The 13,703-nt window shown below is 36.8% G+C and carries 9 protein-coding genes, 1 tRNA gene, 1 pseudogene and 1 riboswitch; of the genes and pseudogenes, 9 read left to right on the top strand and 2 right to left on the bottom strand.

From position 1 onward, the window contains the following. Positions 1–22: 22 nt before the first annotated feature. The gene (gene nhaB, locus BTO22_RS08015; RefSeq protein ID WP_105055042.1) at positions 23–1,618 is read right to left on the bottom strand and encodes a Na(+)/H(+) antiporter NhaB; all 1,596 of its coding nucleotides are present in this window, start codon (positions 1,616–1,618) and stop codon (positions 23–25) included. Between the two features lie 448 nt (positions 1,619–2,066). Between nhaB and fadR the strand changes: the two genes are divergently transcribed. After that, entirely contained in the window at positions 2,067–2,909 is an 843-nt protein-coding gene (gene fadR / locus BTO22_RS08010) for a fatty acid metabolism transcriptional regulator FadR (protein WP_105055041.1), read from the top strand. Between the two features lie 194 nt (positions 2,910–3,103). Next, positions 3,104–3,861, top strand: a pseudogene (locus BTO22_RS08005) (MipA/OmpV family protein). A gap of 159 nt (positions 3,862–4,020) precedes the next feature. On the opposite strand, the gene BTO22_RS08000 reads toward BTO22_RS08005, so the two are convergent. Next, entirely contained in the window at positions 4,021–4,425 is a 405-nt protein-coding gene (locus BTO22_RS08000; RefSeq protein WP_060991350.1) for an H-NS family histone-like protein, read from the bottom strand. A gap of 247 nt (positions 4,426–4,672) precedes the next feature. Next, a riboswitch (Lysine riboswitch) is annotated at positions 4,673–4,856 on the top strand. A gap of 81 nt (positions 4,857–4,937) precedes the next feature. Here BTO22_RS08000 and BTO22_RS07995 point away from each other — a divergent pair. The 7 genes from BTO22_RS07995 (at position 4,938) to BTO22_RS07965 (ending at position 13,680) form a co-directional block, all read left to right on the top strand. Then, complete coding sequence (locus tag BTO22_RS07995; RefSeq protein ID WP_105055040.1) at positions 4,938–6,524, top strand: Na+/H+ antiporter NhaC family protein; 1,587 nt, start codon at positions 4,938–4,940, stop codon at positions 6,522–6,524. Positions 6,525–6,824: 300 nt separating this feature from the next. After that, positions 6,825–7,601, top strand: coding sequence for a nucleotidyltransferase domain-containing protein (locus BTO22_RS07990; RefSeq protein WP_105055039.1), 777 nt, complete (start codon positions 6,825–6,827; stop codon positions 7,599–7,601). A gap of 3 nt (positions 7,602–7,604) precedes the next feature. Next, positions 7,605–9,974, top strand: a complete 2,370-nt coding sequence (locus BTO22_RS07985) for a DNA polymerase II (protein WP_105055038.1) — start codon at positions 7,605–7,607, stop codon at positions 9,972–9,974. Between the two features lie 245 nt (positions 9,975–10,219). Next, a complete protein-coding gene (gene uvrY / locus BTO22_RS07980) occupies positions 10,220–10,864 on the top strand; it encodes a UvrY/SirA/GacA family response regulator transcription factor (RefSeq protein WP_060991346.1) in 645 nt (214 codons plus the stop codon). Further along, positions 10,864–12,690, top strand: a complete 1,827-nt coding sequence (gene uvrC, locus BTO22_RS07975; protein WP_105055037.1) for an excinuclease ABC subunit UvrC — start codon at positions 10,864–10,866, stop codon at positions 12,688–12,690. Before uvrY ends, uvrC begins: the two co-directional genes overlap by 1 nt. A gap of 45 nt (positions 12,691–12,735) precedes the next feature. Then, positions 12,736–13,290, top strand: coding sequence for a CDP-diacylglycerol--glycerol-3-phosphate 3-phosphatidyltransferase (gene pgsA / locus BTO22_RS07970; protein WP_105055036.1), 555 nt, complete (start codon positions 12,736–12,738; stop codon positions 13,288–13,290). A gap of 316 nt (positions 13,291–13,606) precedes the next feature. Further along, a tRNA-Cys gene (locus BTO22_RS07965) sits at positions 13,607–13,680 on the top strand. Positions 13,681–13,703: the final 23 nt, after the last annotated feature.

Here is a 13,703-nt window from a genome sequence, read left to right as displayed (position 1 = left end):
TATCAAAAGTGATTATACCTTATTAATGACCACTAGAAATCGCAGAAGTTGCACTTTCTATTGCACCATGTGTAATCCATCCTAAATCGTAGAACATTGCTGTCATCGGTTCAAGGAAGAAAACAATACCAAATAAACCAACAAGGGCTAGTACAATTGTATATGGTAAGGCCATCCACACCATACGCCCGTATGATAATTGAATTAATGGAGCAAGTGCTGATGTTAGCAAGAACAGGAATGCAGCTTGGCCATTTGGTGTTGCCACTGATGGTAAGTTGGTACCTGTGTTGATTGCTACCGCTAATAAATCAAATTGGTCACGAGTAATTTGGCCATCTAGTAATGCACTTTTTACTTCGTTGATATAAACGGTACCAACGAATACATTATCGGAAACCATCGATAGTACACCATTAGCAACATAGAATAGAGCAAGTTGAGTGCCTTTATCTTCAACAGCGAGTACTGCATCAATAATAGGTTTAAATAGCTCCTGATCGATAATTACAGCAACAACCGCGAAGAAAACAGCTAATAGAGCGGTAAAAGGTAAGGCCTCTTCAAAAGCTTTCCCCATTGAGTGTTCTTCTATCACTCCAGTGAAAGCCGTCGCTAAGATAATAACAGATAGACCGATAAGACCAACGGCAGCTAAATGAAGCGCAAGAGCGACAATTAACCAAACCGCAATAACGGCTTGAATAATGAGTTTAGCATTATCGATATTAGTACGGTTTTTACGTTCTTCTGATTCATATTCTTCAAGAATATTTCGAACATTAATAGGCAGCTTTGCACCGTAACCGCATATACCTAATTTCTCAACCGCAACACAGGTTAGCATTCCACAAACAAATACAGGTGCTGTAATTGGTAGCATTCGAATGATGAACTCGCCAAACATCCAACCTGCTTGATCTGCAATGATTAGGTTTTGAGGCTCACCGACCATTGTCATTACACCACCAAGGGCAGTACCTACACCTGCATGCATAAGTAAGCTACGTAAAAATGCACGGTAGTTTTCTAAGTCATCACGAGTTAAGTCATCAGTTACATTTGAATCACACGTATGATCGTGGCTTGGTGTCCCGCCTTGCCCTGAAGCAACACGGTGATAAATCGCATAAAAACCAACAGCAACACTGATAACAACAGCAATAACTGTTAATGCATCAAGGAAAGCTGATAAGAAAGCTGCTGTGAAACAAAATGCAGCAGATAGGGCTGGTTTAGATTTGATGCCAATTAGTATTTTGGTAAAAATAAATAGAAGCAATTGCTTCATAAAGTAGATACCAGCAACCATGAATACAAGAAGTAAAAGCACTTCAATGTTAGCAACAAGTTCATGCTTCACTTGCTCAGCACTTGTCATACCAATGGCAATGGCTTCAATAGCGAGCAAGCCACCAGGTTGTAGAGGATAACATTTTAATGCCATCGCTAAGGTAAAAATGAATTCAATAACTAATAGCCAACCTGCAGTAAACGGGTCGACCAAAAAGAAAACAAAAGGGTTGATAATTAAAAAAGACAGTATTGCAAGTTTGTACCAGTCGGGGGCTTTACCAAGAAAGTTTTTGATAAATGCATTCCCTAGCGAAATAGACATGTGATGCTCTCTACATTGTTACGTTGGTTATATAAAAAATAGGGGTAAGTAGGGAGTTGATAATAATCGCCTAACGTATTGTTATTATTAAGGATAAACAACTATTTAGAAAAACAACAAAACTAAATTTTACTATTTTGCCAAATAACTACCTAAACAGACCTAACCCTAGAGTAAACGACTGAACTTTACTCTTTATTAATCAATAGTCAATATTTGAAAATAGGTAAATTGATCAAAATGTGCCTTTGCTCGGTTTTATTGGCAAAACCTATAAAACACATAAAAAAAAAGCGTTATCAGTATTGATTATTCAGGGGAATTAATGCTTAAAAGTGGGAGAAATGTGTATAAATAGAGATTTGAATTAATAAGTGGTTAAGAATTTATTGAACTAGTGGTATGATGAGTAAAGTTATTTTATATAAAAAACGGATTGTAAACTTGTATGGTTATTAAGGCAAAAAGTCCTGCAGCATTTGCTGAAAAATACATTATTGAAAGTATTTGGAATGGTCGTTTTCCACCTGGGTCTATTTTACCTGCAGAGCGTGAGCTTTCAGAGTTAATTGGTGTAACTAGAACGACATTACGTGAAGTTTTGCAACGTTTAGCTCGCGATGGTTGGTTAACAATTCAGCATGGTAAGCCAACAAAAGTAAATGATTATATGGAGACATCTGGCCTTCATATTTTAGATACATTGATGACTTTAGTTGATGCAAATAATGCGACTTCTATCGTAGAAGACTTGCTAGCGGCGAGAACTAATATTAGTTGTATCTTTATAAGGCAAGCATTTAAAACGAATAAAGAAGGCTCTTTACGTACCCTTAATCGTGTAATTGATTCTTGTGAACAACTATTAGCTTCCGAAAACTGGAATGCTTTTATTGATGCTTCTCCTTATGGTGTAAAGATTAAAGCTGAAGTAAAAGAAGATAATGAAAAAGATCCTGCGAAGCGTGAAGAAATTTTAATCGCTAAAACATTTAATTATTATGATTATATGCTTTTTCAAGGCGTAGCATTTAAATCTGGAAATCAAATCTATGGTTTAATTTTTAATGGCCTTAAAAAGCTGTATGCACGCGTAGGCAGTTATTACTTTTCGAACCCTGAGGCTCGTGAACTTGCACTGCAGTTTTATCGTGATTTAAAGCAGATCTGTGAAGAAGAAAGAAAAGATGCTGTCATGCCAAGAATGCGTCAATATGGTATTGAAGGTAATCTTATTTGGAATGAGATGAAATTAAATTTACCAAGTAACTTTAGAGAAGATGATCGTTAATATAATTATCTAAAAATATATTAAAAGGCAGGTTATTAAACCTGCCTTTTTTACGCTTACAAATAAGTAAATAGGGAAGAACCGCAAATAGTAAAGCTAAAAAACCATGAAAAGGTATTGAGTACTGTATAGTGTGTGAGTTAATGTTAAATTACATCATTGTAAATTATATAAAGTACTAAAAGGTTGTTGTTGTGAATAGAGTAATAAGTAGATTGATTGTTGGTGCAGCACTTGCCGTTGCTGTCAACGCACATGCTCAAATTTCTCAGTGGTCGATTGGTGCTGCTGCTGCTTATTCTCCTTCATTCTATAAAAATACTTCCTCTAATACGACCATTATTCCTGTGATCGGCTATGAGGGAGAGCATATCTTTTTACGTGGGTTTAGTGGGGGATATCGCTTATACCCTGTAGGTACCCCACAAAATATTATATTTCGTTTTATGTATGACCCACGTACATTTCAACCTGAAGACTCTGATAATATAGCTATGCAACAGTTAGATGAGCGTAAGAACTCTATTTTAGGCGGCGTTAGTTATCAAATGATTACTCTGTAGGTATTGTTGAATTAACCGGTGGAACTGATGTTGGACGTGCTCATAATGGGATATATGCAGAAGCAGCCTGGCGTTTACCTATTAGAGGAAAAGGGTGGGCGATAACTCCGTCGTTTGGTTATTCATATAATAGTGAAAAGCTGAATAATCATTTATATGGAGTATCTTTGGAAGAATCTCAAAGAACAAATGGTGCAATTAATCAATTTGATGCTGACTGGGATGGGCAATTTTTTATTGGTTTATCAACGTATTTTCATGTAACACCAAATGTTCGTGTTACATGTGGTTTTCGCTATGTTAATCTAGAAGGAAATTTAGAGGATAGCCCTATGATAGAACATACGACGAGCTCTACAGGTAACGTTGGTATAGCATACGTATTCTAAAAATATAAATGGTGGTTTTGAATTAATCCATTACCGTCATGTTTATCTATGCTTTCCAAACTAGAGATATAAATTATGAAAGTTGATAGTGTTCAGCCATAAATAAAAAGGGCCGTTCTATTATAGAATGGCCCTTTATATAAAAATTATACGCTATGATTAAACTAAGAAATCTTCTAAAGATTTACCAGCATCAAGTTGAGTTTGAAGAGCTGATGGAGTTCGGCCTTGGCCTGTCCATGTTTTCTCAGCACCTGCATGGTCTAAGAACTTATATTTAGCAGGACGAGGAGCTCGTTTTTGCTTAGTTTTAACTGTTGTAGAAGACATTGTATCTAATAGGTCTTCTGGTGCGATACCGCTTTCAATCATCATTTGACGGAACTCTTCAAGTTTTGCTTGTTTTTCAGCAAGTTGAGAGCGCTCTTCAGCTTCTGACTCTTGACGTTCTGCTACAACTGATTGTAGTTTTTCAAGTGCTTCTTCTAATTGCTCAAGTGTCATTTCACGAGATAGTACGCGTAGGCTACGTAAGTTTAGCAGTGTTTTAATAGTATCAGACATTTTTGATTCCATAATTTATTTTTGATAATAGAATTATTATATAACAAGAAAATAATATAACAATTTTTTTGATAAATAAATAAAAACTATCTTAATGATAAGAATATTAAGAGTGGATCCTTATGATTGTAAAAATTGTAATTAAATATTGATAGAGTATCCCATTCTAGTTAGCTGATAATCTAATGTTAAAATACTCAGATATAGTATTGCAAAATTGTGTTCAGTCCGTACAATGACTTCCACCTAAACGGGTAGAGGCGCATTGCCTAAGAGTAGATTGTTTGAGGGTGATTCCTATGACAACAATCGAAAGGAGCCAATGCCGAAGTTAATGACGTTCATCAAACGCGTTAGCTGGGGTTATTTCGAAAAGGAATAACACTGCCATAGTCAATTTTATTTTTTAACTATGGAGCGCTACTGTGGGGAAATGTTTTAATATTCACTTCCTTTATAACGGCATTGCCGTGTCAACAGTAGATCTCCAACCAAACTGGTTGTTGTAGATCATGAACTTAGCTGATTTTTCAAATTCTCCGATATCAATATTGCCCCCATTAGTGGCTTTGGGTTTAGCAATTGTTACACGCCGAGTATTACTTTCTCTTGGTGTAGGTATCGTTTTAGGCGCAATTTTGCTGTCTAATTACTCCATTTCTGGCACTGCATCTTATACTTTTAGTTCTGTTAAAGGTGTTTTCATCGATGATGGTTCTATTAATACTTGGAATATGAGTATTGTTGCCTTCCTAATATTATTAGGTATGACAACAGCACTGCTGACTCTTTCTGGTGGTACTCGTGCATTCGCAGAATGGGCACAAACAAGAATTAAAAGTAAACGTGGTGCAAAACTACTTGCTGCTTTTCTTGGTGTCTTCATTTTTGTTGATGATTATTTTAATAGCTTAGCTGTTGGTTCAATATCCCGCCCTGTAACTGACCGTTTTTATGTTTCAAGAGCCAAGCTTGCTTATATTCTAGATTCAACGGCTGCTCCAATGTGTGTGTTAATGCCTGCGTCAAGCTGGGGTGCTTACATTATTACTATTATTGGTGGCATTTTAGTTTCCCATGGTGTGACTGAATATTCGGCATTAGGCGCTTATGTACGTTTAATCCCAATGAACTTTTATGCAGTGTTTGCTTTATTAATGGTATTTACCGTTGTTTGGTTTCAATTGGATGTTGGTCCAATGCGCGATCATGAAAATGAAGCAGCGCGTGGTAATGGATTTGATGATCAAGCGGTTAATGCTGAATCTAAAGATTTAAATGAAGAGCTAAATATTACGGAAAGTGAAACGGGTAAAGTATCAGATTTGATTTTCCCTATTATCGTACTTATCGTAGCGACTATTTTCTTCATGATTTATACTGGTGCTCAAGCATTAATTGGCGGCGGTAAAGAATTTAATATTCTTGGTGCATTTGAAAATACAGATGTTGGTGCTTCATTATGTTACGGTGGCCTAATCGGTTTAGCGGCTGCATTACTTACTGTATTCCGTCAAGGTATTGATATTAAAGATATCGCTATAACAATGTGGATCGGTGCTAAGTCTATGTTTGGTGCAATTCTGATCTTATTCTTTGCATGGACAATTGGTTCTGTAATTGGTGATATGCAAACGGGCTCCTACTTATCTAGTTTAGCGCAAGGCAGTATTGGTATTCACTGGATCCCTGTTATTTTATTCTTACTGTCTGGCTTAATGGCATTCAGTACAGGTACTTCATGGGGTACATTCGGCATCATGCTTCCAATCGCAGGTGACATGGCTGGAGCAACAGATATTACGCTAATCTTACCAATGCTAGGTGCTGTATTGGCTGGGTCTGTATTTGGCGACCATTGTTCTCCAATCTCAGATACGACGATTCTCTCTTCAACTGGTGCTCGTTGTAGCCATATTGATCACGTTGCAACTCAATTACCTTATGCATTATCAATTGCTGCTGTTTCTGCGGTTGGCTATATTGCTCTTGGTTTTACAGGTTCTGTATTGATGGCATTCCTTGCTTCTACTGCTGCATTTATCTTTGTTTGTAGTGGTTTAATGGTTCTGTCTAAAAAGCGTACTGTAACAGCGTAAGCGTCTTTTAGTTATAAATAAACCGGCCATCATGGCTAATGCCAGTCAGTTAAGCGAACATCAATAAAAACAAGGGCTTCAGACGAATTTATTACAATCATTCTGGAGCCCTTGTTGTATCTATCTTTCACTCTCTTAACGGGTACTTTGCCATATCTATTAGACATTGAATAAATAGTGCATAATTACTCAATAAAGTGACTAACTGATCGGCATTAGCCATCATGGCCGGTTTTTTATTGCTTTTTATTCCTTAAATCGCGATCATGACTCTCTTATCTATACTGATTGGAGTGCTTTGTGTCTCGTTATACTTTACCTAATATTGATAAACATTCACCCTTTCAAAAAGAATTCGAGCCTGTCATTCAAGATCTTATAGTCCATGTTCGCTCTGCTGTACCTAAATCGATTCATAGTATTTATTTATATGGCAGTGTAGCAAGGCGTGAAGCGATTCCTGGACGCTCTAATTTAGATGTAACATTGATAACAACAGTTCCTTTAACCAATAAAGAACAAACTTTAATTAATACAATTAAGGTAAGGTTTCAATCTAAGTACCCTCAAATAACTGGGATTATGTTTACTATTGGAGAAGTAAATGAGGTATTGCAGTTAGAATCCATATTCAGTTGGGGTTTTTGGCTTCGTCATTGCTGTGTTTGTGTTTTCGGTGATGATTTATCTACACGATTTGGTGATTTTGAACCAAGTTGGGAGATCGCAAAAAATATGAATATGGACATAGAGGAATGGTTACAGGTATACACTAAAAAAATATCAGGTAGTACCAACATCAATGTTCAAGTGGAACAACAGAAAACGATAGCAAAAAAATTATTACGAAGCTGCTATTCTTTAGTTATGCATAAGGATAAGGGCTGGTATGATCACCCAGTACTTTGTGCTCGAAAGTTTTTGGAATATTATCCAGAAAAACAAACTGAAATTGAAAGGGTCGTCATGTTATTAAAAGGACGCAAAATCCCTAAGCGTTCAACTGTTGCTTTATTAGAAGAATTTGGTGGTTGGGTTGTCAGTGAGTTTAATAAAATTGAAAGAAGAATAGGGTAAGCATTGAATTCATATCAGAGTGGTTTTTTACTTACTCGACAAAATAAAGAGATAAACTCTAATACTTTGATTGATTTATGGGTTAAATGTGATGGTCATATCGCACATCTATTGATTGAGAATGAACAAGCCGTTGCTTTTATTTTGAAAGAACGCTTACCTGAATATGAATCTTTACTGAAATTAGAGAACATTCGTTATCTTATCAAGGAAACCCAGTTAGCAACCTTTCACCATCAACCTGTTGTCGGTCTTTACTTTTCAACGACTCAACAAAAACGTCAAGTAAGTCAATTGCTTGAACATGCCGATTTGCCTATTTTTGAAAGTGATATTCGATTAGCTGACCGCTATTTAATGGAGCGTTTTATTTGTGGCGGTTTGAATTTTATAGGAACCGCGATACAGAAGAAAGGTTATATTGAATACCGCAATGTTAAAATAAAATCAGCTCCCATCTCCCCTCAATTCACCAAAGTCTCGCTTGATATCGAATGTTCTGAAAAAGGCATTTTGTATTCGGTGGCACTCCATAGTGATTTAGACTCTCGAATAATTATGGTGGGAGAACCTGAAAATTCGGCTCAATCTATTCAATGGGTAGATAATGAAAAAGAACTGTTACTAGCTCTTGAACATTGGTTTCAGACATTTGACCCTGATATTGTTATTGGGTGGAACGTTATTAATTTTGACTTTAGATTATTAATTCAACGAGCTAAATGGCATAACCTAGCTTTTCGAATTGGTAGGGGTAATAGCACATTATATTGGCGAGATTCAGATAAAAACCGTCAACAAGGCTTTCTTTCTTTTCCTGGAAGAGTGGTTTTAGATGGTATCGATGCACTTAAAACCGCGACATATCACTTTTCGAGTTGGTCTTTAGAGTCAGTAGCGCAAGAGTTACTGAATGAAGGTAAATCGATACATGACCCAAGTGTTCGTATGGGTGAAATTAATCGAATGTATCGTGAAGATAAGCAATCGCTCGCTAAATATAACTTACAAGACTGTATTTTGGTTACCCGTATCTTTGAATTAACCCATTTGATTGAGTTTGTTATTGAACGAACTAAATTAACAGGTGTGGAATTAGATCGTATAGGAGGGTCTGTTGCCGCTTTTACTAATTTATATTTACCAAGGTTGCATCGCTCGGGTTATATCGCGCCAAACTTAGAGAGTGAAAGTTGGATAGCAAGCCCTGGTGGCTATGTTATGAATTCAAAACCGGGTTTATATGAATCAGTGCTTGTTCTAGATTTTAAATCATTATACCCCTCAATCATTCGAACATTTAGAATTGACCCTCTTGGTTTGATTGAAGGATTAAAACAAGAGATAGGAAAAGAAGAAGAACAAGCGATTGAAGGCTTTAGAGGTGGGCGTTTTCATAGAAAAAAACACTTCTTACCAGTACTAATTGAATCATTGTGGTCTGCGAGAGACGAAGCAAAACGTAATAATGAGAAAGCTTTTTCTCAAGCAATTAAGATAATCATGAACTCTTTTTATGGCGTTTTAGGCTCATCTGGATGTCGATTCTTTGATCATCGATTAGCATCTTCAATTACGATGCGTGGACATGAAATAATGAAAACGACTCGAGAGCTAATTGAAGAAAGAGGTTATGAGGTTATTTATGGTGATACAGATTCGACATTTGTTACCTTAGGAAAAGCAATGTCATCAGAAGAAGCGGATGATATAGGACAGGGCTTGGTTTCGCATATTAATCAGTGGTGGACACAGCATTTAGTATCGACTTACAACATTGATTCTGCCTTAGAGATTGAATATGAAACACATTATCGTACGTTTTTGATGCCAACAATTCGAGGTTCAGAAACGGGTTCAAAAAAACGTTATGCCGGATTGATTAGAAAAAATGGTAAAGAAGAGATTGTTTTCAAAGGGCTAGAGACAGTAAGAACGGATTGGACGCCTTTGTCACAAACGTTCCAAAAAGTATTATTTGATAAAGTTTTTCATCAGCAAGAAGTCAAAGATTATGTTCGTACTTATGTCGATGATACGAAATCAGGAAAGCTAGATAGTCAATTAATCTATAGAAAACGATTAAGACGAAAACTAGATGATTACCAAAAGAATGTCCCCCCTCATGTTAAAGCGGCGAGGCTGGCTGATCATTATCGTCAAAAAATGGGGAAGCCACCTCAATATAAATATGGTGGTTGGATTGAATATATCATTACAACCGCAGGGCCTGAGCCTATAGAGTATCTAAAAAATCCAATAGATTACGATCACTATGTTGAAAAACAATTAAAACCGATTGCGGATGGGATATTGCCTTTTATTGGTTTAGATTTTACGCAGTTATCTGCGTCGCAATTAGGTCTATTTTAACGAATGTTTTTATTGTATATTGATGTAATAATAAGGTTGAAATTTACTTCTCTTATTTCATGTACTTATTTTTTTAATACGTGATATAGATAGGTAAATGAACCTTAAAGTCAATACTATTTTAATAGTAAAACTTTGCGTCTTAACGCATAATCAATATGAGACAGCCTTATTTTTTAAGGTAAAATAGAGCATAAAATTTACCTCAGTAGAGGTAGCTGTAAATTTAAGTCGGAGTGTCAGTTGTGATTAAAGTTTTCCTTGTAGATGATCATGAGCTGGTTCGCACAGGGATTAGACGTATTCTTGAAGACGTCCGTGGAATTAAAGTAGTAGGGGAAGCTCACAGCGGTGAAGATGCCGTAAAATGGTGTCGAACAGAGCAGGCAGATATTGTTCTAATGGATATGAACATGCCTGGAATAGGTGGCCTAGAGGCGACGAAAAAGATTTTACGATTCAATCCAGATATGAAAGTAATAGTATTAACTATTCATACTGAAAATCCGTTTCCAACGAAAGTGATGCAAGCTGGAGCGGCTGGATATTTAACGAAAGGGGCTGGTCCAGACGAAATGGTAAATGCTATTCGTATGGTACAAAGTGGACAACGTTACTTATCACCAGAAATTGCACAACAGATGGCATTAAGTCAATTTACTCCTGATTCTGAGAACCCATTTAAAGAGTTGTCAGAGCGTGAATTACAAATAATGATGATGATTACTAAAGGCGAAAAAGTAACGGATATTTCTGAACAGCTAAATTTAAGCCCAAAAACAGTAAACAGCTATCGTTATCGATTATTTAGTAAATTGAACATAAGCGGTGATGTTGAATTAACTCATTTAGCTATTCGTCATGGTATCTTAGATGCTGAGACATTGTAGTGCCTTCTTTTGATTCAAATGCTTTCTTAAAGTCTGTAACTCATCAGCCCGGTGTTTATCGAATGTATAACACTGAGGCTGAAGTTATTTATGTAGGTAAAGCAAAAGATTTAAAAAAGCGATTATCTAGCTATTTTCGCAGTAATATCCCTTCAGAAAAAACAAAAGCTCTTGTTACTCATATTGCCCAAATAGACGTAACAGTGACACATTCAGAAACCGAAGCCCTCATCTTAGAGCACAATTATATTAAGCAGTATTTGCCTAAATATAATGTATTGCTTAGAGATGATAAGTCATACCCTTATATTTTTATTTCCAATCATAAACATCCAAGGATCTCTATCCATCGTGGTACGAAACGAAAAAAAGGGGAGTATTTTGGTCCTTATCCCGACTCTGGAGCCGTTCGTGAAAGTCTTCATTTAATTCAAAAACTATTTCCTATCCGTCAATGCGAAGATTCAGTCTATGCAAATCGACACCGTCCTTGTTTGATGCATCAAATTGGTCGTTGCTTAGCTCCTTGCGTAAAAGGAATTGTTAATGATGAAGAATATAAAGAGCAAACCGATTTTATTCGTTTATTTTTGCAAGGAAAAGACAGGCAAGTTATCCAGACATTAGTTGAACAAATGGAAGAAGCAAGTCAGTCATTGAAGTTTGAAAAAGCCGCAATGATCCGCGATCAAATTCAAGCGATGAGGCGAGTGCAAGAACAGCAGTACGTGTCTGATGACAGTGGTGATGATTTAGACGTCCTAGGTTTTGCAATAGAAAATGGATTGGCTTGCGTTCATTTGCTGATGATAAGGCAAGGTAAGATTTTAGGTAGCCGTAGTTTCTTCCCTAAAATTCCAGCTAAAACAGAAAAAGATGAAGTTTTTCTAAGCTTTTTAACACAGTACTATTTAAATCATTCTCAGGGTAGAACCATTCCAAACCGAGTGGTAACGAGTTTCGAATTTAATGGTGAGAGTTTAGAGGCTGCATTAACTGAACTTTCTGGTCGAAAAGTGACTTTCCAGTTAAACCCTAAAGGAATAAAAGGTCGTTATTTAAAATTAGCGGATACCAATGCATTCACGGCATTGACGAGTAAGTCGAATCATAAATTAACGATTTACCAGAGATTTAAACAGCTTGAAGAGGCATTATCCTTAGCGTCAATTCAACGGATGGAATGTTTTGATATTAGTCATACTATGGGGGAGAAGACAGTTGCTTCGTGCGTTGTTTTTAACCAGGAAGGACCAGTAAAAGCAGAGTATAGACGTTATAATATAACTGGAATAACCGGAGGCGATGATTACGCAGCGATGGCTCAAGTGCTTGAACGTCGTTACAGTAAACAACTCGATGTAGATAAAATTCCAGATATTATCTTTATTGATGGTGGTAAAGGGCAGTTGAATAGGGCCTATGATGTTATTTCTAAGTATTGGGATGATTGGCCAAAACAACCTCTTTTACTGGGTATCGCAAAAGGAGTGACACGTAAACATGGGTTGGAGACTTTGGTTAAAACGTCGGGTGAAGAATTTTCAATGCCAAGTGATTCACCAGCTCTGCATTTAATTCAGCATATTAGGGATGAAAGCCATAACCACGCGATTAGCGGTCATCGAGCGCAACGTGCGAAAGTAAGAAAAACCAGTACGTTACAGAATATCGAAGGGGTTGGCCCGAAACGAAGACAGGCTTTATTGCAATATTTAGGTGGTCTACAAGAATTAAAAAGTGCAAGTGTTGAAGAAATAGCCAAAGTGCCTGGAATTAGTCATTCTTTGGCAGAAAAAATACAGGATGCGTTGAAACACGGATAAAAAAAGCGCACCATAGGATCAGCAGACCAAAATTTAAGAATTATTATGCGATTAACGATACCAAATATACTCACGTTTATCCGACTAGCACTTATTCCAGTGTTTGTTGTTGTTTTTTACTTACCTTATGAATGGTCAGCGGTTGCTGCTGCAATGGTATTCTGGGTCGCAGGTTTTACAGACTGGTTGGATGGATTACTTGCACGAAAATTAGGTCAAACCTCTCGTTTTGGTGCTTTTTTAGACCCTGTAGCTGATAAAGTAATGGTTGCTGCGGCTTTGATCTTGATCACTGAGCATTACCATTCCATTTGGATTACTATTCCTGCAATAACAATGATTGGCCGTGAACTTATTATTTCAGCTCTCAGAGAATGGATGGCGGAAATTGGTAAACGTGCAAGTGTTGCTGTTTCATGGATTGGAAAAGTAAAAACAGTTTCTCAAATGTTTGCTCTATGGGTTTTGATTTGGCGTTATGATGATTGGATGGTATGGGTTGGTTATGTTGCGCTTTATGTAGCAACAATTTTGACATACTGGTCTATGGTTCAATACTTAGCTGCCGCAAAAGATGATCTGCTTAATGCAGACGATTAGTTAGTTAATTGAGATGAAAAGCGAACTTAGGTTCGCTTTTTTTATATCTTAAAAATAAATTATGTATAGTGATCTGATATCACAAGCTTTTGTATTGAATCTTTTCTTGCAATCAGAGCGATTTTTTCAATTAACTTACTCCTTAAGTAGGCTGAAGAGCTTGTTTTCGTTTGTTTTATATTCATTTTGAACGCATTTTATTCAAACGAAACAAAAACACAAAAATAGTGTTGACTCTAAGTGCTGAATCAGTAAAATGCGTCCTGTACCCAAGAGGAAGGTGGCAAATAAGCAGTCGACCAATTGAGGCTACAACGGCGCCTTGGCAGAGTGGCTATGCAGCGGATTGCAAATCCGTGAACCTCGGTTCGATTCCGGGAGGCGCCTCCATCTCTCTTTTGTAGAGAAGACTT

This window comes from Aliivibrio sifiae, from assembly GCF_002954705.1.
In the GTDB taxonomy this organism is placed as follows: Bacteria; Pseudomonadota; Gammaproteobacteria; order Enterobacterales; family Vibrionaceae; genus Aliivibrio; species Aliivibrio sifiae_A.
Note: the sequence above shows the minus strand (reverse complement) of the source record. Positions and strands in the feature narration are given on the sequence as shown.

Excerpts from the sequence above, each read along its gene's own strand:
- BTO22_RS07995 (WP_105055040.1), top strand. The coding sequence starts at position 4,938 with ATGAACTTAGCTGATTTTTCAAATTCTCCGATATCAATATTGCCCCCA.
- nhaB (WP_105055042.1), bottom strand. The coding sequence starts at position 1,618 with ATGTCTATTTCGCTAGGGAATGCATTTATCAAAAACTTTCTTGGTAAA.
- pgsA (WP_105055036.1), top strand. The coding sequence starts at position 12,736 with ATGCGATTAACGATACCAAATATACTCACGTTTATCCGACTAGCACTT.
- BTO22_RS08000 (WP_060991350.1), bottom strand. The coding sequence starts at position 4,425 with ATGTCTGATACTATTAAAACACTGCTAAACTTACGTAGCCTACGCGTA.
- fadR (WP_105055041.1), top strand. The coding sequence starts at position 2,067 with ATGGTTATTAAGGCAAAAAGTCCTGCAGCATTTGCTGAAAAATACATT.